We start from the raw sequence: 20,619 nt of genomic DNA, 5'->3' as shown, positions 1-20,619 counted from the left end.
GGATAGCACAAGGCCGCTCATCGAGCGGCCTTGTGCATGCTGAGGCGGGTCCTTACACCAGCGCTTCACCGACGTGGAGGATCTTCATGCCGTTGGTGCCGCCGATGGTGTGATAGCTGTCGCCCTTGGTCAGAATCACCCAGTCACCCGGCTTGACCACGCCACGCTTGAGCAGTTCGTCCACGGCCGCCTGGCTGACTTGTTCCGGAGGCAGGGCCGCCGGGTCGAACGGTACGGTGTAGACGCCGCGGAACATGGCAGCGCGCGCCTGGGTGGCGCGGTGTGGGGAGAACGCGTAGATCGGCACCGAGGAGCGAATCCGCGACATGATCAGGGGCGTGTAGCCACTCTCGGTGAGGGCGATGATCGCCTTGACGCCCGGGAAGTGGTTGGCCGTGTACATGGCGGCCAGGGCGATGCTTTCGTCGCAACGCTCGAAGGTCGTGCCCATGCGGTGGCTGGAGGCTTTGCTGGTCGGGTGCTTTTCCGCACCGATACAAATCCGCGCCATGGCTTGCACCGCTTCCAACGGGTAGGCGCCGGCAGCGCTTTCCGCCGAGAGCATCACTGCGTCCGTGTAGTCGAGTACGGCGTTGGCTACGTCGGAGACTTCCGCGCGGGTCGGCATCGGGTTCTGGATCATCGACTCCATCATCTGAGTCGCCGTGATCACCGCCTTGTTGTGGCGGCGTGCATGCAGAATGATTTTCTTCTGAATGCCGCACAGCTCGGCGTCGCCGATTTCCACGCCGAGGTCGCCACGGGCGACCATGACCGCGTCACTGGCGCGGATCAGGCCGTCGAGGGTTTCGTCGTCGGCCACGGCCTCGGCCCGTTCGATCTTGGCCACCAGCCAGGCGGTGCCGCCCGACTCGTCGCGCAGTTGGCGCGCGTACTCCATGTCCGACGCATCGCGCGGAAAGGACACGGCCAGGTAATCCAGGTCCATCTCGGCAGCGTGGATGATATCGGCCTTGTCTTTCTCGGTCAGTGCCGGCGCGGTCAGACCGCCACCGCGACGGTTGATGCCTTTATGGTCGGACAGCGGGCCGCCGATCAATACCGAGCAGCGCAAGGCGTCGGCTGTCGCAGTGTCCACGCGCATCACCACCCGACCATCGTCGAGCAACAGCTCATCACCAACGCCGCAGTCCTTGACCAGGTCCGGGTAGTCGATGCCGACGATTTCCTGGGTGCCTTCGGTCAGCGGATGACTGGTGGAAAAGGTGAATGTGTCGCCGACCTTGAGCTCGATGCGCTTGCAGGCGAACTTGGCAATGCGGATCTTCGGTCCTTGCAGGTCGCCGAGCAGGGCGACATGCCGGCCATGCTTGGCCGCCAGTTCGCGTACCAGCTTGGCGCGGGCCTTGTGCTCGTCCGGCGTGCCATGGGAGAAGTTCAGGCGGGCCACATCCAGGCCCGCGATGATCAGTTGTTCGAGGACTTCGGGCGAGTTGCTCGATGGACCAAGGGTGGCGACGATTTTGGTACGGCGAAAGGTCATGCACGGACTCCTGAGTTGCGATTGAGCGCGAGGCTACTACGCTGCAATCCTGTAGTCATTGTTGCTCTGCACTACCTTTCTGTTCGGGTTTGAGCACCAGTAAATCGCAGTCCACGTTCTCCAGAATGCGCTCCGCGGTATGCCCGATCAGGGCGGTATCCAGGTGGCCGCGAGCGATGGCGCCCATCAACAGCAGGTCGACATGCTGCTCGCGAACAAAGCGTGGCAGGACTTCTTCGGCAAAGCCTTCGATCAAGTGGGTGTCGGACGTGGCGATCGGGTATTGGCCGATCAACTGGGCAAAGGCTTCGCGGTGCTGGGCGGCGCAGCGGGCGACATAGTCATCGTAATTGGCCAGCAGTTCGGCATCGAACATCAGGGTGCGCGGCAAGGCGGAATAACTGTGCAGGTAGTGGGCCTGCATGCCCAGTTGACGGCTCAACTCGCTGGCTGCGCGAATCAGCTGATGATCGAGCGCCGCCGGCTTGTCGGCGCTGTGCAGTGGATCGAGCGCTGCGCACAGGCTATGGCCCTGCCATTCGGCATGATGCACCAGCCATAGCGGTGCCGGGCAATGGCGGATCAACTGCCAGCAGCTGTTGGTCAGCAGCAGTCGGCGCAGCAGGCTGTCATGCACGGTGGCCTTGAGCACCAGATCTGGCACCAGCTCTGTCACTTTCTCCAGTACCAGCTTGTGCAGCGGCTTGCCCCAGCGCACGTCCAGATGCAGTTCCAGGCCCTCGGCCCGCAGTGGCGCGGCCAATTCCTCCAGCCATTGCATGCCGCGTTCGAGCAAGGCGGCCCGCCCTCGGCTTTGCATGGCCGTATCGAACAGGTGGCCGGCTTCGAGGGCGGCGTTGTATTCGACCAGCAGCAGGTGCAGTTTCGCGCCGGTCTTGCGTGCCAGCCATAGTGCCCGCTCGAGTGCCGGCTGGTGTGTCTGCTGGGGGTCGATGACAACCAGTAGCTGTTGCAGATTCATGGCCCTGGACCTCGCTGTGGGTTAGCTGCACATTGCAACGCATGGGAGCGCTGCTGGCGTTGATCTGTATCAGCTTAGTGGACCGGCTATTGCTTGGCGTCTGCACCGGCGATCGGCATGAGTCTGCAGATTTCTGCATGTCAGTCGATACACTGCTCATTGGAGGAGATACCCATGCGAACCCTGTTGATTCTGATCCTGGCGCTCAGCGCCGCCGGTTGTACCCGCTGGTCGCTCGACCACCACTTGAACAATGCCTATCGCGCCTATGAGCAGGGCGATTGTCCGCAGGTCATGCTGGAGCTATCCCAGGCCGAGCGTAAAAGCCGTTCGCGTCGCTACCTGCAGCCGGAAATCTCCCTGTTGCGTGGCCAGTGCCTGGAGCGGCAAAACCTGTTCGTCGATGCGGCGCAGACCTATGAGTTTCTCATCAGTCGCTATCCCACCAGCGAATACGCGTTCCGCGCCCGCGCGCGCCTGGAAACCTTGCAGCAATTGGGGCATTACCGTCCGGCAGGTGCAGCCAAGGCACTCTGATCACGGGTCACGGGGTTTGGCGGCGTGAGCTTGCAGGGGTAAGCTGATGGATCGTTCAGGGAGGAAAAAATCATGCGCCTGTTGCTCTGTCTTCTGTTGCTGCCTGGATTGGCCGCGGCAGAGATTTACCGCTGGGTCGATGCCAATGGTCAGGTGCACTTCGCTCAGCGCCCTGTTGCGCCCGGGGCCGAGCAGGTCGAGGTCAGGCCACAGGTGATCGAGCGTGACGAGGCGACTCGCCAGCGCGAGGAGCGTGCCGCGCGTTTCTACGAGGCACGCCGCGCCGAGCAGGCGCAGGCTTCGGTTGCCTCAGCCGCACGTCAAACCCAGCGTGCGCAGGAATGTGCCGAGCTGCGCAACAGGTTGGCGCAGCTCCAGGAAGGCCGGCGCTATTTCCGCTCCGAGGCGAATGGCGAACGGACCTTTTACAGCGATCAACAGCTTGATGCCGCTCGTCGTCAGCTGCGCGACCGAGTATCCGAACGCTGTTCCTGAAACTGGTCCAACAGCAAGAGTGCGGCCATACTTAGATACTCTTCATAGCGATGTGCCATTATGCCCATTCAGCGCCGAATTGAACGCCAGCAGTTGCCTTGCTACCTGAAGGTGTTCAACCGCATTACCGATAAGCCTATGGGCTATATCGGCAATGTGTCGTTGGACGGCCTGATGTTGATCAGTCAATTACCACTGCTGGTCGGTGCCCGTTTCGACATGCGCTTGAAGATTCCAGGGCAGACTGCGCTGCGCTTCATCGATTTCTCAGCCACCTGTCAGTGGTCTCGCGAGGATGTCACGCCAGGCAGCTTCGACTCGGGTTTCGCCTTGGTGGCGCCGCCCGCCGAGTTCGTCGAGATGGTCGGGTCGTTGCGTCAATACTTCAGCTTCTACCCGCTGGGTGCCTCTGCCTAGGTGGCTCATGCGGGTTGCCGCGAACCCTGTATATGCTTGGCCAATAGGCCGGCGGATCGCCGGTGGGGATCGCTCAAGCGCATCCTGCAAAAGCCGCTAGGCAATCGTGCGATGTGATGTGGGGGCGGTCGATCGTCTGGGCGCGGCGGCGCTCGATATTTTCCAATCTCTGAGATCTCGCGGTGAGAAGGGCCGCAGGATCGACAGGAATGGGTCCGTGCGCTGCTTGAACGAAACAGCGTCCATAAAAAAACCGCCTCGCAAGGCGGTTTTCTCAGTTATGCCGCCAACTCAAGCCATTGCCGGCTCGTTCAGTTGCAGCAGTTCGTCGGAACGCGCCTGCACCTCGCTGTAGCGTTCGGCATTGTTGGCAAGCACGTCGGCCATGGCGGGGAAGATCTCGTTCAGTTTGCTGCGCCACTGCTCGGATTCAACCTGCTTGGGGAAGCAGCGCTGAATCAGGTCGAGCATGATCGACACGGTCACCGAGGCACCTGGCGATGCGCCGAGCAGGGCGGCGATGGAGCCGTCCTGAGCCGAAACCAGTTCGGTGCCGAACTGCAGGATGCCGCCGTGCTTGGCATCTTTCTTGATGATCTGCACGCGCTGGCCGGCCATTTCAAGGCGCCAGTCCTCGGCTTTCGCCAGTGGGTAAAAGCCGCGCAGGGTCTTCAGGCGCTTTTCATCGGACTGCATCACTTCCTTGATCAGGTAGCGGGTAAGTTCGAAGTTGTCGCGTGCCACCGCAAGCATCGGGCCGATATTGTTGGGGCGGATCGACAGCGGTAGGTCGAGCAAGGAGCCGTGGCGCAGGAACTTGGTCGAGAAACCGGCGTAGGGCCCGAACAGCAGGGATTTCTTGCCATCGACCACGCGGGTGTCGAGGTGCGGCACCGACATCGGCGGCGAGCCCACTTCGGCCTGACTGTAGACCTTGGATTCGTGCTGTTTGACCACCTCGGGGTTGTCGCAGCGCAACCATTGGCCGCTCACCGGGAAGCCGCCGTAACCTTTGCCTTCGGGAATGCCGGACATCTGCAGCAACGGCAGGGCGGCACCGCCGGCGCCGAGGAAGACGAACCTGGCCTGGATCGTGCGGTGACTGCCGTTCTGCTGATCCTTGATGCTGACGCGCCAGCCTTGCTCGTTGCGTTCGAGGCCGGTGACCTTCTGGCTGCATTTGATCTGTGCGTTGGGCTGTTTGCCCAGGTGGTCGAGCAGGTGTTTGGTCAGCGCGCCGAAATTGACGTCGGTACCTGCCATGACCCGGGTCGCGGCGATCGGCTCTTGCGGATCGCGGCCCGGCAGCATCAGTGGCATCCACTCGGCCATGGTGGCTCGGTCTTCGGTGTACTCCATTTCGGCGAAGGCGTGGTGCTGGGTCAGCGCCTTGAACCGCGTCTTGAGGAAGTCGATGCCTTCCTGGCCGCGCACGAAGCTAAGGTGCGGCACCGGAGTGATGAAGGATTTTGGCGAACCAAAGGTGCCTTTGTCGGCGCCCTTTTCGATCAAATAAGCCCAGAACTGCTTCGACTCTTCGAATTGGGTGTTGATGGTCACCGACTTCTTGATGTCGATCGAACCATCCGCCGCCTGCGGCGTATAATTCAGCTCGCACAGTCCGGCGTGGCCGGTCCCGGCATTGTTCCAAGGATTGGAGCTTTCGATCGCGCCGGATTCCATCAGTTCGATGACTTCCAGCGTGAGGCCTGGATCAAGCTCTTTCAGGAGCACGGCCAAGGTCGCGCTCATGATGCCGGCACCAACCAGCACCGCATCTACCGTTTCGTAATCGTTCTGCGCCATTATCACTTCTCCTAAAAATGCAGCACCCAATTGACGGCCAGAGGCCTAAGCGTGAAACAACGCCTATCAGCAGTCGCTGAGATGTCCCGGGGTGAGGCAGGAGGGGATGACGGAGCATTGCCCAGCCGCAAGATCGTTCATTTTCGCCACACTCTTGTGAAGTTGTTGAAACCGTTTTTTTCACGCTCTTTTGGAGCCGTGAACCTCAAAAGCTCGCTCGCCCAGGCCAGCCTTTTTACCCGCGCAAAACTCCCGTTGCATGGTTGCAAGGCGTTCTGCGTAATGGGTAAAGCGGCGAGCCGGAAGGGGCTGCGCGAAGTGGGCGACTCTCTGGGGCGTGCCGATGGCTAATGCATCAGCGGTACGGCGAGGCCCGATCAGGAGGCGTCCTTATAATCGGGGCGCGATTATAAGACGAATACAGAGAAATTGTTCGCACCAAGTGACTTTTCTTCTTCCACCGGTCAGGCCGCCGAGGCCTCGGCGGCGGTCGATTTTGTCGCGGTTGAGGCGATTCGGGCGCTGGCAGGGAGTGGGTTATGCAGCCAGCCGAGTCGTTGCTGATTGACCTCGGTCCAGTCCAGGCCTTGTGGCGCCTGGGCTGACTGGCGAAAGGCGCGACACAGGCCGTGCTCGTCGAGCAGGGCAAATGTGCGAATGTGACGGCGCGGGGCGAGCCAGGAACGAAGGGAGAACATGACATGGACTCAGGCGGTTGACGACTAAAGTCTTATGCCAGGCGGGCATGACAAGGCGGTGACAGTGGCTGCGATCGGCGCCCTCGGCTCTGTGAAGTGGCGCTGTCAGCGCGCCAGGTGCGTGGGTATACTGCTCGCTCAATTTTGTGCCCTATCCATGGAGAGATGAGCATGCTGCATCGCCTATCGTTTGCTCTGATCGCTGTCGTCAGCCTGGCCTTGGTCGGCTGTGCCCACAGCCCGCAACAACTCAGCCCGCAACCCAAGATCAATGCCCCGCTGGCCGCCGTTGGTCAGGGTCAGCCGGTAGTGGTGAAGGTTGTCGACGGTCGTCCGTCGCCGGTACTCGGTACGCGTGGTGGCTTGTACCCGGAAACCAGCGCGATCGTCGTGACTGGTCAGGACATTCTGCCAAAACTGCAAGCCCAGGCTGAAGCGGCGGTGCGCCTGCTTGGTTTCACCCCGACCCCGAATGCCTACAACGCGCCGCAACTGACCCTGACCCTGGCCGAGTTGAAGTACCAGTCGCCGAAAGAAGGCCTGTACGTCACCGAGTCCGATATCACCGCGACCTTTCGCATCGACGTGCAGAACAGTTCGCGCCGATACAACGGCCGCTACGGCGCCTCGATGAACCAGCGCTTTGGCATGGCGCCGAACCAGGAAACCAATAGTAAGCTGGTTGGCGATGTGTTGAGCGATGCGCTGACCCGTGCGTTCAAGGATCCGACCGTCGGCCAAATGCTCCGCCAATAAGCGCCAGTCGATAAACAATCGGTGCGTAGCGCAACGCTGTTTAGCCAATAGCCGGTTCGTCAGGTCTTGGTTGTCAGCGACAAGTCGCATCATTCGTGATCCAGGAGAAATGCCGCTTCCCCGCGAGGGATAAGCGGCATTTTTTATTGAAGACAGTGCCGTGTGGCGCCTGCCCAAGGATTGTTTGCGATGGCTGCAGCCCATCAGTCAGAGCTGCTGGGGGCCCCGTCTTGGTGCTGCGACTGCAGATAAAAAAACGCCGCTTACCGGTAACGGGAAGCGGCGTTTTCTCTTGGTTGCAGGCTATTGCTGGGGGGCTTGGCGTTGATGGGGATTCAGGCCGCGTCGGCATAAAACTCCGGCAAGCTGAAGCCGGTGTGCTGGTCGATGTCCGGCAGGTCATAGTGTTCATGGCCGCCAAGGGCGCAATAGACCAGCCAGTGGTGGTCCTGGACGTTGAAGGACAGTTCGTTGATTACCGCTTCTTCCATCTCGTCGAGTGAATCGATCAGGTAATCACGGTCAAGCGGTTGTGGCGTGAGCATGGCAATTCCTCCGCAGGCATATTGGACGCGCCCCGTGCAGCGATGGCGGCGGCGTAGCTGAAAAGAATTCAAAGCTTAGGCCAGGAATATGACGATTCTTAGACGATTTTGAGATGGCTCCTTCGTTCGTCGGAAACGAAACTTCTAAATCAGCTGCTTCAGTAAACTGCGCGCGGTATTTCGGGTCGTCCGGTGGGTTGCGGCGGTGTGAAGTGCGACTGATGAAAGCGCGTGAGGCGGAAATTCAGCGCCTATCCCGAGGAACATCGGGCTTTCCTTCCCCCTTCAGGATCAGTGCAGTCGCTTCATTCCGTCCGGCAGCGCCGGCATTTTCCCTTTCGTGGTGCGCCGGCGTGATCCGCGCACCAATTTGATGTGGAGGTTGCTATGCCGTTGCAGGCACTTTGGTCTGTTTTTCTTGCCCATCCCGCGCAGTCGTTGAATACCCTCGCCCTGTTCTTCGGGCTTGCCGGGGGCTGGTTGCTGCTGGCCACCCGCGTGCGTGAGCGGCGTGCAGTGGCACGCGTGATCGCGGGCAGCGCTGCCAAGGAGATGGTCGAGGAGGTGAGTGTGTTCGACGCCCCGACCTTGCGTCTTAACCAGTTTTTTTATCGCTTCGGTTTTGCCAGCCTGGCGGCGTCGCTCGCGCTGTCCTGGGGCAGCACCCAGCTCTGAAATGCCGTCAGGCGGAGGCAGTGCTTTCAAGCAATAGCGGCAGCCCTGGGTTGCCGCTATTGCTTGTCGGATCAAGCATTCCTAGAGCGGCAATCCGGCTTTCACCCGGTATTGGTTGCGCACCGGATTGGCATATTGCAGCACCAGATAAGGCTGCTGTTCGACCGGGCAGCGAGCCAGGCGCTTGTTCCACTCGGCTTCTGCGCGAGCCAGTTCCTCGGCGGGAAACAGCTGTGCGGCGCTGGGTACGTCGAGGGCCGGATCGCGCGCGCTCCACATGGCGTAGGCCAGGTAATGCACGGGGAATAACCGGTACCCGCTGAGAATCTGTCTGTCCATCTCGGCGGCCAGCTGCTTGCTGTCTTCCAGGCCGCGGCTCACTGGCGCACTGAAGTGAATATGCACGCGACCTTTATAGCCGGTAATGCCGAGGGCGATGCTCTGATCGTCTTCGCCCGGCGCTTTGCTGTAGCTGCCGCTGCTGGCGCGGATGAACAGCTCGCGGGCCTTGGCCTGATCGCAGGGGTCGTATTCATAGCTGATCGACACCGGGGTCAGTTTCAGCGCAGCGATCACTTCGGCAAAGGGTTCGTTCTTGCGACTCATGTGGAACATCTTGAGGATCGCCGAGTCGGTGCGGTCGTTGCCGTCCTTGGCGCGGCCCTCGGCCTGGGCGATCCAGATCGACTCGCAATCGGTGCGGATCGAGTGATTGATATAGGCCGACAGCAGTTGGTAGGCCGCGAGCTTCTCGCGGCGGCCGCTGAGCGAGCGATGCACGATAAAGCTCTTGTTCAGGCGCATCAGGTCGCTGACGAACGGCTTCTGCAGCAGATTGTCGCCAATCGCGATGCGCGGGGTCGGCAGGCCGGCGTGGTACACCGCGTAATTGACGAAGGCCGGATCCATGACGATGTCGCGGTGGTTGGCCAGGAACAGGTAGGCACTGCCAGCCTTGAGTTGCTCGACGCCGGAATAGGTGACGCCGTCGGTGGCGCGCTCGATGCTCTGGTCGACGTAAACCTCGACTTTTTCCTGCAGCGCCGCTACCGAGGCGACGTTGCTGAACTCAACTCGCAGTCGATAGGCTATAAGTGGTTTAAGCAGCCAGCCCAGTGCGCCGGTCAGGCGTGGGAAGCGATACTGGGTGAGGATGTCGAGAAATTCGTCGTCTGCCAGCAAGCGCGCCAGAACAGTGGGTACTTCGGAATCGGCGTAAGGTCGGATGGCATCGAATTCGCCCATCATGCTCTCTTGTCGTGGTTGGCTGTGGTTAACAGAATGTTGAGGAGGGTGGTTCCGTGCTTGGGACCAGCGATAGACCGGCGATTATACCTACAAGTCACATGGAGACTGCGATGCTGGAAAGTCAGCTTTATCAATGCCCGTACTGTGGTGAGTCGGTCGAAGCCCTGCTCGACCTTTCCGCTGGTGATCAACAGTACATCGAGGATTGCCCGGTGTGTTGTCGGCCCATTGTCTTCGATTTGCGAACCGACGGCATTGTCTGGACGCTCGATGTGCGTGGAGAAAACGACTGATGCAGCGCATTTACGAGCCGCAGGACGTGCTGGAAGGCGAATTGCTGCAGGCAATGCTGGCCAGTGAGGGCATCCAGGCCCACCTGATCGGCGAGCACCTGCTCGGCGGGGTTGGCGAGCTGCCGGCCTGTGGCTTGCTCGGTCTGCTGGTCGACGATGTACAGGCCGAACGCGCGCATCAGTTGATCGCCACGTACAATATTGCGCAACCGTTGGCCAATGATGAACCAGAGGATTTTCAGGGCGTGCTGCTCTGCTAGTTGCTTCGGCGCGTCGTAGTGGACGTGCAGGCTGCGCCGCGCGCGAAGGTTGAGCCTGTCCAGGCCGCCTGAACGATAGCCTGTGATGCGTCGCCCCTGGTCTTCGCGGGTTTCCCATTCCACAGCCGGCCCTGCCTGGCCCGCTGCCTACCTGTTATCGAGTTGCCTCATGTGTGGACGTTATGCCCTGTTCCGTTGGTCGCCAGCATTCGCGGCCTTGCCCGGATTTCCCGCGGATCAGCAGCCGCAATGGAATATTTCGCCCGGCGCCCAGGTGCTGTTGTTGCGAACCGTCGCGGCTGAGCGCCAGCTGGTTCGCGCCCGCTGGGGGCTGACCCCGCCATGGCTGACGGATCTGTCGAAAACCCCGGCGCAGGCTCGGGCGGAAACGCTGGCCGAGCAGCCGATGTTCCGCGATGCTTTTCGCCTGCGCCGCGGGTTGTTGCCGGCCAATGGTTTTTACGAATGGCGCGGCTCTGCGCGCAAGCGGCCATATTGGCTGACCAGCGAAGATAGCCCGCTGTATTTCGCCGCGCTGTGGGAGGCGTATCCGGTCGAGGGCTGTGTCTATCTCAGTGCGGCAGTGGTGACCCAGCCTGCGGCCAATCAGCGCCGCCCGCTGATCCTCGACGCCGCCTCCCAGGCGCTGTGGCTGGCGGCCGATACACCGCGCGATGAACTTGCAGCGCTGCTAGCCCGTCCGCAACCGTTGCTGCGCGAGCGGGTCCTGGCCAACCTGGTCAATGATCCCAAGCTGAACGCCCCCGAGTGCCTGACACCGGCGTAGCTGCCGTCAATAGTGTGCCGGGGGTGGAACTTATTGCCGGCCGGTCGGCCCTATCAAAGCGGCGTGCGCGACGTGACTGTTTATCGTGCGCAGGGTCTGGCAGCGATAACGACTAGCCGACGTTCTTCCCGCGATTGCCGGTTGCTCGCCCAAGGGGGCAGGCCTAGCATACGTTGCTTAATCGAATGGAGACTCAGCATGAACCAGACGTTGTCCTTTACCGCGCTGGCCGCGGCCTTGCTGCTGGCAGGATGCCAAGCCGTGAACACCACCAGCGGTGGCGCGGTGGGTGTCGAGCGCAAGCAGTACATGTTTGGCATGCTTTCGAGCCAAGAGATCAATCAGATGTATGCGCAGTCCTATCAGAAGACCCTGGGTGAGGCGTCGAGCAAGGGTGTGCTGGACAAGAGCAGCGCCAGCGCCAAACGGTTGCAGGTCATCACCGGTCGCTTGATCAGGCAGGCGCCGATCTTCCGCCCCGATGCCGCGCAGTGGCAGTGGGAGGTCAATCTGATCAAGAGTCCCGAGCTGAATGCCAGCTGCGGCCCGGGTGGCAAGATCCTCTTCTACAGCGGGCTGATCGATAAGCTGCAACTGAACGATGATGAAATCGCCGCGATCATCGGCCATGAAATGGCCCATGCCCTGCGCGAGCATAGCCGTGAAGCCATGTCCAAGGCCTATGGCGTGGGGCTGGCCAAGCAGGGCGCCGGTGCGCTGCTCGGCCTGGGCGAGGTGGGTATGGCCATGGCCGATACCGTGGTGCAGTACAGCCTGACCTTGCCCAACAGCCGGGGCAACGAGAACGAGGCTGATCTGCTCGGGCTGGAACTGGCTGCCCGCAGCGGCTACAACCCGAACGCCGCGATCAGTCTATGGCGCAAGATGGCCCAGGCCAGCAATGGTGCGCCGCCAGAGTTCATGAGCACTCACCCGTCGTCGAGCAGCCGCATCGCGGCCTTGCAGGCGGCAATTCCGAAAGTCATGCCGCTTTACGAGCAGGCCAAGGCCACGCGCTGACAGTGTCTCGGGTGCGTGCCCGCTTCGTATAGAAAGCGCTGTACGCACCGCTGGTCGGGGCCGCTGGGCAGTCCATTGGCGGCGTGACCCTGACCAGGTTGGCGCGGAGCCGACTTACGGCAGGGCTTTTTCCGAGAAGGAGCGAGTGTCCAGGCCCAATTGGGCGCGGAAGCTTTCCATGTCGAACATGGTGCAGATTTCCTGGATCTCGTTGCTCGGCGTCAGCGTCCAGAAGGCCATCGCCGCGATGCTCAACACCTTTTCACTCGGCGGGTAACCCATGGCCGGTTGCTCGATGGTGCCGATCAGGGTGCTCCAGGTGACTACCTTATTGCCTTCGGCAATGCATTCCTCGACCACTACCTGCAAGTCTGGCATGGCCTTGCGGATATCCTGGATCAGCTGGGAGAAGGCCGCGCTGCCCAAGTGGTGGCCGACAAACGAGCTCTTGTAGAGAAAATCCTTGCTGTGCAGCTGTTCGGCCAGGGCCAGGCAACCTTTGTTCCACGACAGGTTGATATGCTGGCAGACCAACTTTTTCCGATCATCCAATGACATGCGCTCTCCTTGGCTTGTTGAGTAAGGTGCGCAAGATACTGCCCACCTTATCTGCCGCTAGATTAGCCAATATATCGCTTTGAGCGCCAGAGGATCGGCGTCAAATCAATACCATAAGTGCCCGCCGAGTTGCAGGGCCTGGTAGCTGGCATAGGCCGCCAATGCGGCGAAGGCGCACGCAGCCAGGCGCCGAATCAGGGTCAGTGGCAAGCGGTCGGCGGCGAAGTTACCGACCAGTACCACCGGGACGTTGGCGATCAGCATGCCCAGGGTAGTGCCGATCACTACGAGCGCAAGGTGAGGGTACTGTGCGGCCAGCATCACGGTGGCAACCTGGGTCTTGTCGCCCATCTCAGCGATGAAGAAGGCGACCAGAGAGGTCAGGAACGGACCGTAGCGCTTGAAGCGCGAGCTTTCATCGTCATCCAGTTTGTCGGGAACCAGGGTCCACAGGGCCACCGCGACGAAGGAGGCGGCGAGCGTCCAGCTCAAGGTCAGCGGGGAAAACAGCCCGGCTACCCAGTTGCCGGTGGCACCAGCCAGGAAATGGTTAGCCAGGGTGGCGACCACGATGCCAAGGATAATGGGTCGAGGTTGGCGAAAGCGCGCGGCCAGCAGCAACGCGAGCAATTGGGTCTTATCGCCGATTTCGGCCAGGGCAACGATCAGGGTAGGGACGAACAGGGATTCCAGCATCAGACTTCCTAACGGGGCGGGTCGACATGGCTATGACACGTACAGCCTTCCCGCCCCGGGTAAGGTGTGCGTGTCATAGGTCTTGTCAAACCCCGTGCGCAGTGTCGCCAGCCAGTGGCTGATGGTTGACACAGCGCCAGCCCATATTGCTGGGCTGAGGGTCGCACGCACCATGGTCGGTGGACCAAGTATGTTGACGCGTGCCGGGCGAGCAGTTGCTCGCGGGAGACTACTCCCCTAGGACGCGGGCATTCTGCCCAACCGCAGCGGATTGGGCAAGCCTGCGCTTATTGCTTGCTCGCACGGTAGATACGAAAGCCCTTGGCGTCGGCCAAGGTATGGCAGGGGCCGAGGTATTGCTCGATCAGCGGCGGATATTTGAGGAAGCTGTTGGCCACCAGGCGCAATTGACCGTGCCGCTCGAGGTGCTCGGCCGCATGGCGCAACAGGTTTTCCGTGGCTTGGTAGTGGGTGTGCACACCCTGGTGGAAGGGCGGGTTGCTGAGGATCGCGGCCAGCCCCATGGGTGCGGCGGCAATCCCGTCGCCACTGATGACGTTGGCCTGCAGGTCGTTGGCCGCCAGGGTCAGGCGGCTGCTGGCCACGGCGAAGGCGTCGACATCCAGCAGGGTCACCTGGCTCTCGGGGTAGCGGCGTTTCAGCGCCGCACCGATTACCCCGGCGCCGCAGCCGAAGTCGAGCAGGTGGCCTGCCGGCAGCTGATCCAGATGTTCCAGGAGCAGGGCGCTGCCGATGTCCAGGCGACCATGGCTGAATACCCCGGGCAGGCTGATCACGTTCAGCGGGCCGTCACTCAGTGGCAGGCTGTAGTGGCGCGCCAGGGTTTCGAGGTTCGGCGTTGCTGGGGCATGTTCGACATGCACTTGCCAGAGCTGGCAATGGCGCGCGCTGTCGAGCTTGCGCGCCCTGCCGAACGCCGCCAGTTGCTTGGCTGCGCGTTCGATGCCGGCACGCTTCTCGCCAACCAGGAACAGCTCGCGCCCGGCCAGTTGTGCCGCGAGCGCACACAGCAGGTAGTCGGTCAGTTCACGGGATTTTGGCAGGAACAGCACCACAGCGGAGAATTCGCCAGCGGGGGGCGTTACCCCGAACTGGCAGCGCCCGGCAAAGCGGGACTCCAGCAGCGCCTGCTCGCCGGCATGCCAGCTCCAGCCCTGGGCTTCAGGCAGGCGGCCGAGCAGGTCGTCGGCCGGCAGGCCGGCAAGCAACAGCGGGCCGCCGAACAGTTCAGCCTGGCGCAGCAGCACTTCGCTTCGCGGGTCCATGGGGGTGGGCTCCTGGGCAAAGCGCGGAGGATAGCAAATCTGGCCAGGGCGTTCAGCGCAATGGGCGGCGAGGGCTTGCTGGCCCAATGGCCCGGCAGGGTTTCCCCATTGCCCGGCGGTTAGTTCACCACCCGGCGCGCTGCACCGTCGAAAAACGCCTGAGCATTTTCCGTCAGCTGGGTGACGATACGCTGCCGTGCTTCGCGGCTACCCCAGGCGCTGTGCGGGGTAACGATCAGGCGTGGGATGTCGGCGGCGAGCAAGGGGTTGCCGTCTGTGGGCGGCTCCTGGGTCAGTACGTCGGTGGCCGCGCCACCCAGATGGCCGCGGCGCAAGGCGTCGGCCAGCGCCTGTTCGTCGACCAGGCCGCCCCGTGCGGTGTTGATCAGGAAGGCGCCGGGTTTCATCAGGCTCAGCTGGTATTCGCCAATCAGGTTGTGGGTGGCCGGGTTGAGTGGGCAATGCAGGGTCAGGGCATCGACCTGCGGCAGCAACTCGTCCAGTGGCAGGCGATCCTGGCGGGGCGGCCGGCCCGGCAGTTGGCCAAGCAGTATGCGCATGCCGAAGGCTTCAGCCAGTCGCGCCACGGCACCGCCCAGTTCGCCGTGGCCGAGCAGGCCGAGGGTCTTACCTTCCAGTTCGACGATGGGGAAGTCCAGCAGGCAGAACTGCTGCGCCTGCTGCCAGCGGCCTTCCCGTACCGCACCCTGATAGTCGGGCAGGCGGGTGGCCAGGGCGAGCAGCAGCATCAGGGTGTGTTGCGCCACCGAAGGCGTGCCATAACCCTGGCAATTGCAGACCAGCACGCCATGCTCCCGCGCGGCGTCCAGGTCGATGTTGTTGGTGCCAGTGGCGGCGATCAACAGCAGTTTCAGCTCGGGGCAGGCGGCGAAGGTCTTGGCGTCCAAGGGCACTTTATTGCTGATCGCCACCTGCGCGCCCTGCAGGCGCTCGATCACTTGCTCAGGGGCGCTCAGCGAGTGCAGCGTCAGCTCGCCGAATAGCTGCTGCAGTGGCGACAAGTCGAGATCACCGAGGTCGAGCGTACTGTGGTCCAGAAAGACTGCGCGGCTATTTTTACTCATCAGCTGTACCTTTTCTGCTGTCGGAGCGGGGCGTAAGGTAAACAGCCTATCAGACCCATAAGCCTGTTGCGGAGCCGTTATGTACTGGACGGAATTTTTCACCGTTGCCTTGATTCACCTGCTGGCGGTGGCCAGCCCCGGGCCGGATTTTGCCATCGTTGTGCGCGAAAGCGTGGCCTTCGGCCGGCGTGCCGGTATCTTTACCGCGCTGGGTGTGGGCACCGGGATTTTCGTGCACGTGGCCTATTCGCTGCTCGGCATTGGTCTGATCGTGTCCCAGTCGATTGTCTTGTTCAACGCCTTGAAATGGCTGGCGGCCGCTTACCTGCTCTACATCGGGATCAAGGCGTTGCGCGCCAAGCCGGTTGATCCGGCCCGCGCCGAACTGAGTCTGGAGCAAGCCGTGCGTTCACCGCGTGCAGCCTTTGCTACAGGGTTCGTCACCAATGGCCTGAACCCTAAGGCAACCCTGTTCTTCCTCTCGTTGTTTACCGTGGTGATCAATCCGCATACTCCGCTGACGGTGCAGGCCGGTTATGGCCTCTACCTGGCACTGGCGACGGCACTGTGGTTCTGCCTGGTGGCGATGTTGTTCAGTCGGCCGCGGGTGCGCGCCGGTTTTGCCCGCATGGGCCACTGGTTCGATCGGCTGATGGGCGCGGTATTGGTCGGCTTGGGCGTCAAGCTGGCGTTCAGCGAGTTGCGCTAGGGGTGCGGCGGGGTGCGGCGCTAGCCTGTTTCTCCACCCCGGTTTCGGCTTGCAACGGTTCGACTGCTACTACCGTCGTGTTGCCGCCCAAGGCGTTGATCTTGGCATGATCCAGGCATCGTTCACCCAGATCAGTATGTTGGTCGTGGCGAAGGCTTGGTTGATCTCGAGCGGATCGACGTCACCCTGTTCCTATCGGGCAACTTCCGTGGGTTACTGATGGCCCGATTGTGGTGCGCGGGTGATCTCTGGGGTGACGATGTTGGTTGTTACGGCCGACTCTGTAAGCGTTCTTGGCAAATAAGTAGTGGCCGTGAACCAGCGTTGGCTTCTGATCCCTCAGAGTGACCAAAATAAGCCGAAAAGTCACACTGTCAAATCATTCTTTTGACTGATTTGCCCGTCTGGCAAGCGCTCTAGAGTCCTGTCACTGAAGAAAATATATCTGCTGACAGGTGCCCATTATGTTGCAAACCCGCATCATTCCGCCCGCGGCGAATGCCCATCAATACCCGCTGCTGATCAAGCGCTTGTTGCTGTCCGGCGTTCGCTATGAAAAAACCCGTGAAATCGTCTATCGCGACACGCTGCGTTATAGCTATGCGACCTTCAATGAGCGGGTTGCACGCCTGGCCAATGCGCTGACGACGGCCGGAGTCAAAGCCGGAGATACCGTTGCGGTGATGGACTGGGACAGCCACCGTTACCTCGAGTGTATGTTCGCCATTCCCATGCTGGGTGCGGTGCTGCACACCATCAATATTCGCCTGTCGCCCGAGCAGATTCTCTACACCATGAATCACGCCGAGGATAAGTTCGTCCTGGTCAATAGTGAGTTCGTGCCCCTCTACAACGGTATCGCTGCGCAACTGAGCACGGTTGAGAAAACCTTGCTGCTGACCGATGCCGAGGAAAAAACCGCCGAACTGCCGGACCTGGTCGGCGAGTACGAACAGCTGCTGGCGGCTGCCAGTCCGAGCTATGACTTCGCCGATTTCGATGAAAACTCGGTGGCCACCACCTTCTACACCACCGGCACCACCGGCAACCCCAAGGGCGTGTATTTCACTCATCGGCAACTGGTGCTGCACACCCTGGCGGCGGCCAGTGTGATGGGCAGTCTCGACAGCGTGCGCCTGCTGGGCACCAACGATGTCTACATGCCGATTACCCCGATGTTCCATGTGCATGCCTGGGGCATGCCCTATGTCGCCACCATGCTGGGCGTCAAGCAGGTGTATCCGGGTCGCTACGAGCCGGAGATGCTGTGCAAGCTGATCAAGGAGGAGGAGGTCAGCTTCTCCCACTGCGTACCGACCATTCTGCAAATGCTGCTCAACACGCCAAGTGCCAAAGGCCATGACTTCGGCGGGTTGAAGATGATCATCGGCGGCAGCGCGTTGAACCGCGCCCTCTACGATGCGGCCAAAGCGCGCGGTATCCAGCTGACGGCGGCCTATGGCATGTCGGAAACCTGCCCGCTGATCTCCTGCGCGCACATCAATGACGAGTTGCTGGCCGGCAGCGAAGATGAACAGGTCACCTACCGGATCAAGGCCGGTGTGCCGGTGCCTCTGGTCGAGGCAGCAATCATGAGCGCCGATGGCACCATGTTGCCGGCGGACGGCGAGTCCCAGGGCGAGCTGGTGTTGCGTTCGCCGTGGCTGACCCAGGGCTATTTTCGCGAGCCGGAGAAAGGTCAGGAACTCTGGGAGCACGGCTGGCTGCACACCGGCGACGTGGCGACCATCGACGGCATGGGGTTTATCGAGATTCGTGACCGGATCAAGGATGTGATCAAAACCGGCGGCGAGTGGATCTCTTCCTTGGCGCTGGAAGACCTGATAAGTCGTCATCCGGCTGTGCGTGAAGTGGCGGTGGTTGGGATCGTGGATCCGCAGTGGGGTGAGCGACCTTTTGCCTTGCTGGTGTTGAAAGATGATCAGGACCTGGATGCCAAGGGTCTCAAGGATCACCTCAAGCCTTATGTCGAGCAGGGTCATATCAACAAGTGGGCAATCCCCGCGCAGATTGCTCTTGTTACGGAAATTCCCAAGACCAGTGTTGGCAAGCTGGACAAGAAACGCATTCGACTGGATATCGCCCAGTGGCAAGCGGCTGGCAGTGCGTTTCTCTCGACCTTGTAATGTGTGGTGGTGATACCTCGCCAGAGTGACTGCATAGTCAAACAAGCGTTTGGCCTGCCAATCGCTCTTCTCCAGCCATTCCTGGCTCGTGGCGGATCGGGCTGTTCCGCCGAAACCTGCGTGCCAGAGTGGCTGGGATGCTGCAAATCATACTTTCGAGGGATCAGGCCGTCACACCCTCTGGCTATAGTCCGCACTATCCATAACAAAAAAGTTACATGGAGTAGTGTCGATGACAAAATCAAAGCAAACCTGGCGCCTGGCAAAACTGCCGCTGGCCGTCAGCCTCGCATCCACCCTCGCCGCACCGGCATTCGGCGTCACCTTCAATATCGGTGAAATCGAAGGTCAGTTCGATTCCGCTCTGTCTGTAGGTGCCAGTTGGTCTGTTCGTGGAGCAGATCCAGATCTGGTCGGCACAGTAAATGGTGGTAAGGCTGCCTCATCGACCAGCGACGACAATCGACTGAACTTCAAGAAGGGCGAAACCTTCTCGAAGATCTTCAAGGGTATTCACGACCTTGAGTTGAAATACGGCGATACCGGCGTATTCGTGCGTGGCAAGTACTGGTATGACTTTGAAGCCAAGGATGAAAGCCGCCTGTTCAAGGACATCGACGACCATAACCGCAAAGAAGCCGCCCAGGCCTCGGGTGCGCAAATTCTCGATGCGTTCGTCTACCACAACTACGACATTGCCGACCTGCCGGGTTCCGTACGTCTGGGCAAGCAGGTGGTCAGTTGGGGCGAGAGCACCTTCATTCAGAACTCGATCAACTCGATCAACCCGGTTGACGCCGCCGCTTTCCGTCGCCCTGGCGCGGAGATCAAGGAAGGTCTGATCCCGGTCAATATGTTCTATGTGGCGCAGAGCCTGACCGACAATCTGTCCATGGAGGCGTTTTATCAGCTCGAGTGGGATCAGACCGTAGTCGATAACTGCGGCACCTTCTTCTCGACTACCGATGTGGTGGCCGACGGTTGCGATAACAATCTGACCGTACCTGGTACCACTCCTGCTGGTGTCGCGGGCATACGGGGGCTGCAGTCGCTTATTGCTGGTTCCGGGGCTGCGTTTGGTGTTGAAAACGAAGGCGCGGTCGTTCCGCGCGGTGGTGACCGTGATGCCCGCGACAGCGGCCAGTACGGTATGGCCCTGCGCTGGCTCGGCGATAATACCGAGTATGGCGCCTACTTCATGAACTACCACAGCCGGACCCCGTTCTTTAATACCAAAACCGCAGACGCCGCGACTTTGGGTGGGCTGGCAGGCACTGTCGGAAATTTGACTAACCCAGACACTGCTGCAGGTGCGGTGTGTTCTGCGTTCGGTGGTTTCCCAGCATGTGCTGGCAGTCCTGCTTTGGGTCCGACGATAACCGCTTTGGCTCCCCTCGTGGCTCTGGGTAATGGCGAATACTTCATCAGCTATCCCGAGGATATCCAGCTGTACGGCCTGAGCTTCTCCACCGTGCTGCCCACCGGTACTTCCTGGGCCGGTGAGGTCAGCTATCGCCCCAATGCACCGATCCAGATCAACAGTACTGCGCTCAACCTAGCGCTGGTTAACCCGCTAAATGGTGGTGCAGCCTCGCCCACCATCGATACAGCACCAGGTGCGGAAAACCAGGGTTATCGCCGCAAGGAGCTGACCCAGGTGCAAACCACCTTCACCCATTTCTTCGACCGGGTATTGGGCGCTAGCCGCCTGACCGTAGTCGGTGAAGTCGGTGCGGCCCATGTCGGTGGCCTTGAGCGTCGCGAAGATCTGCAGTACGGCCGCGACGCCATCTATGGTGCCTACAGCGCAACCAATAACGATGGTTTCGTCACCGCCAACTCCTGGGGTTATCGCGCTCGCGCCATTCTCGAATACCCGAGTGTGTTTGCCGGCGTAAACCTCAAGCCGAGCCTGTCCTGGTCGCATGACGTCGACGGCTATGGCCCGAACGGTCTGTTCAACGAAGGCAGCAAGGCCGTCAGCTTGGGTTTGAATGCCGAGTACCAGAACACCTACACGGCCGACCTGTCCTACACCGACTTCTTCGGTGGCGACTACAACACTGCGATCGATCGCGATTTCGTTGCGCTCAGCTTCGGTATGAACTTCTAAGC

23 protein-coding genes and 1 riboswitch are annotated in these 20,619 nt (G+C 60.9%); of the genes, 13 read left to right on the top strand and 10 right to left on the bottom strand.

All coding sequences use genetic code 11. From position 1 onward, the window contains the following. Window positions 1-52: 52 nt before the first annotated feature. Together pyk and LJY18_RS12440 are read right to left on the bottom strand one after the other, a co-directional pair. Window positions 53-1,504 carry a pyruvate kinase gene (gene pyk, locus LJY18_RS12445; protein ID WP_238042133.1) on the bottom strand — a complete coding sequence of 484 codons (1,452 nt, stop codon included), beginning with the start codon at window positions 1,502-1,504 and terminating at the stop codon, window positions 53-55. 55 nt (window positions 1,505-1,559) lie between these two features. After that, a complete protein-coding gene (locus LJY18_RS12440) occupies window positions 1,560-2,486 on the bottom strand; it encodes a universal stress protein (protein WP_238042132.1) in 927 nt (308 codons plus the stop codon). Window positions 2,487-2,660: 174 nt separating this feature from the next. Here LJY18_RS12440 and LJY18_RS12435 point away from each other — a divergent pair, with 174 nt between their 5' ends. The 3 genes from LJY18_RS12435 to LJY18_RS12425 all read left to right on the top strand — a co-directional run bounded on the left by LJY18_RS12435 (window position 2,661) and on the right by LJY18_RS12425 (window position 3,935). Then, the gene (locus LJY18_RS12435; protein WP_238042131.1) at window positions 2,661-3,023 is read left to right on the top strand and encodes a tetratricopeptide repeat protein; all 363 of its coding nucleotides are present in this window, start codon (window positions 2,661-2,663) and stop codon (window positions 3,021-3,023) included. Window positions 3,024-3,095: 72 nt separating this feature from the next. Beyond that, the gene (locus LJY18_RS12430) at window positions 3,096-3,518 is read left to right on the top strand and encodes a DUF4124 domain-containing protein (RefSeq protein WP_238042130.1); all 423 of its coding nucleotides are present in this window, start codon (window positions 3,096-3,098) and stop codon (window positions 3,516-3,518) included. Window positions 3,519-3,578: 60 nt separating this feature from the next. After that, complete coding sequence (locus tag LJY18_RS12425) at window positions 3,579-3,935, top strand: PilZ domain-containing protein (protein ID WP_238042129.1); 357 nt, start codon at window positions 3,579-3,581, stop codon at window positions 3,933-3,935. A gap of 291 nt (window positions 3,936-4,226) precedes the next feature. Here the strand turns inward: LJY18_RS12425 and mqo are convergent, their stop codons facing one another. After that, on the bottom strand, window positions 4,227-5,741 hold the full coding sequence (gene mqo / locus LJY18_RS12420; RefSeq protein WP_238042128.1) for a malate dehydrogenase (quinone): 1,515 nt from the start codon (window positions 5,739-5,741) through the stop codon (window positions 4,227-4,229). Between the two features lie 51 nt (window positions 5,742-5,792). On the opposite strand from mqo, the gene LJY18_RS12415 reads away from it, so the two are divergent. Next, window positions 5,793-6,092, top strand: coding sequence for a hypothetical protein (locus tag LJY18_RS12415; RefSeq protein ID WP_238042127.1), 300 nt, complete (start codon window positions 5,793-5,795; stop codon window positions 6,090-6,092). Window positions 6,093-6,205: 113 nt separating this feature from the next. Here LJY18_RS12415 and LJY18_RS12410 read toward each other — a convergent pair whose 3' ends face one another. After that, window positions 6,206-6,439 (bottom strand): hypothetical protein, encoded by a 234-nt coding sequence (locus LJY18_RS12410; RefSeq protein ID WP_238042126.1) that lies wholly within the window; start codon window positions 6,437-6,439, stop codon window positions 6,206-6,208. A gap of 171 nt (window positions 6,440-6,610) precedes the next feature. Here LJY18_RS12410 and LJY18_RS12405 point away from each other — a divergent pair, with 171 nt between their 5' ends. Then, window positions 6,611-7,195 (top strand): YajG family lipoprotein, encoded by a 585-nt coding sequence (locus LJY18_RS12405; RefSeq protein ID WP_238042125.1) that lies wholly within the window; start codon window positions 6,611-6,613, stop codon window positions 7,193-7,195. A 335-nt stretch (window positions 7,196-7,530) separates the two neighbouring features. On the opposite strand, the gene LJY18_RS12400 is transcribed toward LJY18_RS12405, so the two are convergent. After that, on the bottom strand, window positions 7,531-7,740 hold the full coding sequence (locus LJY18_RS12400; RefSeq protein WP_238042124.1) for a hypothetical protein: 210 nt from the start codon (window positions 7,738-7,740) through the stop codon (window positions 7,531-7,533). Between the two features lie 387 nt (window positions 7,741-8,127). Here LJY18_RS12400 and LJY18_RS12395 point away from each other — a divergent pair, with 387 nt between their 5' ends. Beyond that, window positions 8,128-8,415, top strand: coding sequence for a hypothetical protein (locus LJY18_RS12395; protein ID WP_238042123.1), 288 nt, complete (start codon window positions 8,128-8,130; stop codon window positions 8,413-8,415). 81 nt (window positions 8,416-8,496) lie between these two features. On the opposite strand, the gene LJY18_RS12390 is transcribed toward LJY18_RS12395, so the two are convergent. Continuing rightward, window positions 8,497-9,663: a 1-acyl-sn-glycerol-3-phosphate acyltransferase gene (locus LJY18_RS12390; protein WP_238042122.1), complete on the bottom strand. Its 1,167-nt coding sequence runs from the start codon at window positions 9,661-9,663 to the stop codon at window positions 8,497-8,499. 110 nt (window positions 9,664-9,773) lie between these two features. On the opposite strand from LJY18_RS12390, the gene LJY18_RS12385 reads away from it, so the two are divergent. The 4 genes from LJY18_RS12385 (at window position 9,774) to LJY18_RS12370 (ending at window position 12,023) form a co-directional block, all read left to right on the top strand. Beyond that, window positions 9,774-9,956 carry a CPXCG motif-containing cysteine-rich protein gene (locus LJY18_RS12385; RefSeq protein WP_238042121.1) on the top strand — a complete coding sequence of 61 codons (183 nt, stop codon included), beginning with the start codon at window positions 9,774-9,776 and terminating at the stop codon, window positions 9,954-9,956. After that, on the top strand, window positions 9,956-10,216 hold the full coding sequence (locus LJY18_RS12380) for a putative signal transducing protein (RefSeq protein ID WP_238042120.1): 261 nt from the start codon (window positions 9,956-9,958) through the stop codon (window positions 10,214-10,216). The genes LJY18_RS12385 and LJY18_RS12380 overlap by 1 nt, the downstream gene beginning before the upstream one ends. Before the next feature lie 169 nt (window positions 10,217-10,385). Then, entirely contained in the window at window positions 10,386-11,003 is a 618-nt protein-coding gene (locus tag LJY18_RS12375) for an SOS response-associated peptidase (protein ID WP_238042119.1), read from the top strand. A 198-nt stretch (window positions 11,004-11,201) separates the two neighbouring features. Then, the gene (locus tag LJY18_RS12370; protein ID WP_238042118.1) at window positions 11,202-12,023 is read left to right on the top strand and encodes a M48 family metallopeptidase; all 822 of its coding nucleotides are present in this window, start codon (window positions 11,202-11,204) and stop codon (window positions 12,021-12,023) included. 114 nt (window positions 12,024-12,137) lie between these two features. On the opposite strand, the gene LJY18_RS12365 is transcribed toward LJY18_RS12370, so the two are convergent. From LJY18_RS12365 to LJY18_RS12350, 4 genes are all read right to left on the bottom strand, one after another. Beyond that, on the bottom strand, window positions 12,138-12,581 hold the full coding sequence (locus tag LJY18_RS12365; RefSeq protein ID WP_238042117.1) for a ketosteroid isomerase-related protein: 444 nt from the start codon (window positions 12,579-12,581) through the stop codon (window positions 12,138-12,140). Window positions 12,582-12,686: 105 nt separating this feature from the next. After that, entirely contained in the window at window positions 12,687-13,274 is a 588-nt protein-coding gene (locus tag LJY18_RS12360; protein WP_238042320.1) for a TMEM165/GDT1 family protein, read from the bottom strand. 109 nt (window positions 13,275-13,383) lie between these two features. Next, a riboswitch (yybP-ykoY riboswitch) is annotated at window positions 13,384-13,527 on the bottom strand. 37 nt (window positions 13,528-13,564) lie between these two features. Beyond that, the gene (locus LJY18_RS12355; RefSeq protein ID WP_238042116.1) at window positions 13,565-14,563 is read right to left on the bottom strand and encodes a class I SAM-dependent methyltransferase; all 999 of its coding nucleotides are present in this window, start codon (window positions 14,561-14,563) and stop codon (window positions 13,565-13,567) included. A 119-nt stretch (window positions 14,564-14,682) separates the two neighbouring features. Then, window positions 14,683-15,648, bottom strand: a complete 966-nt coding sequence (locus LJY18_RS12350) for a 2-hydroxyacid dehydrogenase (RefSeq protein ID WP_238042115.1) — start codon at window positions 15,646-15,648, stop codon at window positions 14,683-14,685. Between the two features lie 79 nt (window positions 15,649-15,727). Between LJY18_RS12350 and LJY18_RS12345 the strand changes: the two genes are divergently transcribed. From LJY18_RS12345 to LJY18_RS12335, 3 genes are all read left to right on the top strand, one after another. After that, window positions 15,728-16,357: a LysE family translocator gene (locus LJY18_RS12345; protein WP_238042114.1), complete on the top strand. Its 630-nt coding sequence runs from the start codon at window positions 15,728-15,730 to the stop codon at window positions 16,355-16,357. A 464-nt stretch (window positions 16,358-16,821) separates the two neighbouring features. Then, window positions 16,822-18,504: a fatty acid--CoA ligase gene (locus tag LJY18_RS12340; RefSeq protein ID WP_238042113.1), complete on the top strand. Its 1,683-nt coding sequence runs from the start codon at window positions 16,822-16,824 to the stop codon at window positions 18,502-18,504. A 232-nt stretch (window positions 18,505-18,736) separates the two neighbouring features. Beyond that, window positions 18,737-20,617, top strand: a complete 1,881-nt coding sequence (locus tag LJY18_RS12335) for a DUF1302 domain-containing protein (protein WP_238042112.1) — start codon at window positions 18,737-18,739, stop codon at window positions 20,615-20,617. Window positions 20,618-20,619 lie beyond the last annotated feature (2 nt).

Origin of the sequence: Pseudomonas sp. MMS21 TM103, from assembly GCF_022132145.1 — a bacterium.
In the GTDB taxonomy this organism is placed as follows: Bacteria; Pseudomonadota; Gammaproteobacteria; order Pseudomonadales; family Pseudomonadaceae; genus Aquipseudomonas.
The sequence above is the reverse complement of the archived record's forward strand: the minus strand, read 5'-3'. Positions and strand labels throughout refer to the sequence as shown.

Bases quoted from the DNA above. Each gene is read 5' to 3' on its own strand.
- pyk (WP_238042133.1), bottom strand. From the start codon at position 1,504: ATGACCTTTCGCCGTACCAAAATCGTCGCCACCCTTGGTCCATCGAGC.
- LJY18_RS12440 (WP_238042132.1), bottom strand. From the start codon at position 2,486: ATGAATCTGCAACAGCTACTGGTTGTCATCGACCCCCAGCAGACACAC.
- LJY18_RS12435 (WP_238042131.1), top strand. From the start codon at position 2,661: ATGCGAACCCTGTTGATTCTGATCCTGGCGCTCAGCGCCGCCGGTTGT.
- LJY18_RS12430 (WP_238042130.1), top strand. From the start codon at position 3,096: ATGCGCCTGTTGCTCTGTCTTCTGTTGCTGCCTGGATTGGCCGCGGCA.
- LJY18_RS12425 (WP_238042129.1), top strand. From the start codon at position 3,579: ATGCCCATTCAGCGCCGAATTGAACGCCAGCAGTTGCCTTGCTACCTG.
- mqo (WP_238042128.1), bottom strand. From the start codon at position 5,741: ATGGCGCAGAACGATTACGAAACGGTAGATGCGGTGCTGGTTGGTGCC.
- LJY18_RS12410 (WP_238042126.1), bottom strand. From the start codon at position 6,439: ATGTTCTCCCTTCGTTCCTGGCTCGCCCCGCGCCGTCACATTCGCACA.
- LJY18_RS12405 (WP_238042125.1), top strand. From the start codon at position 6,611: ATGCTGCATCGCCTATCGTTTGCTCTGATCGCTGTCGTCAGCCTGGCC.
- LJY18_RS12400 (WP_238042124.1), bottom strand. From the start codon at position 7,740: ATGCTCACGCCACAACCGCTTGACCGTGATTACCTGATCGATTCACTC.
- LJY18_RS12395 (WP_238042123.1), top strand. From the start codon at position 8,128: ATGCCGTTGCAGGCACTTTGGTCTGTTTTTCTTGCCCATCCCGCGCAG.
- LJY18_RS12390 (WP_238042122.1), bottom strand. From the start codon at position 9,663: ATGATGGGCGAATTCGATGCCATCCGACCTTACGCCGATTCCGAAGTA.
- LJY18_RS12385 (WP_238042121.1), top strand. From the start codon at position 9,774: ATGCTGGAAAGTCAGCTTTATCAATGCCCGTACTGTGGTGAGTCGGTC.
- LJY18_RS12380 (WP_238042120.1), top strand. From the start codon at position 9,956: ATGCAGCGCATTTACGAGCCGCAGGACGTGCTGGAAGGCGAATTGCTG.
- LJY18_RS12375 (WP_238042119.1), top strand. From the start codon at position 10,386: ATGTGTGGACGTTATGCCCTGTTCCGTTGGTCGCCAGCATTCGCGGCC.
- LJY18_RS12370 (WP_238042118.1), top strand. From the start codon at position 11,202: ATGAACCAGACGTTGTCCTTTACCGCGCTGGCCGCGGCCTTGCTGCTG.
- LJY18_RS12365 (WP_238042117.1), bottom strand. From the start codon at position 12,581: ATGTCATTGGATGATCGGAAAAAGTTGGTCTGCCAGCATATCAACCTG.
- LJY18_RS12355 (WP_238042116.1), bottom strand. From the start codon at position 14,563: ATGGACCCGCGAAGCGAAGTGCTGCTGCGCCAGGCTGAACTGTTCGGC.
- LJY18_RS12350 (WP_238042115.1), bottom strand. From the start codon at position 15,648: ATGAGTAAAAATAGCCGCGCAGTCTTTCTGGACCACAGTACGCTCGAC.
- LJY18_RS12345 (WP_238042114.1), top strand. From the start codon at position 15,728: ATGTACTGGACGGAATTTTTCACCGTTGCCTTGATTCACCTGCTGGCG.
- LJY18_RS12340 (WP_238042113.1), top strand. From the start codon at position 16,822: ATGTTGCAAACCCGCATCATTCCGCCCGCGGCGAATGCCCATCAATAC.
- LJY18_RS12335 (WP_238042112.1), top strand. From the start codon at position 18,737: ATGACAAAATCAAAGCAAACCTGGCGCCTGGCAAAACTGCCGCTGGCC.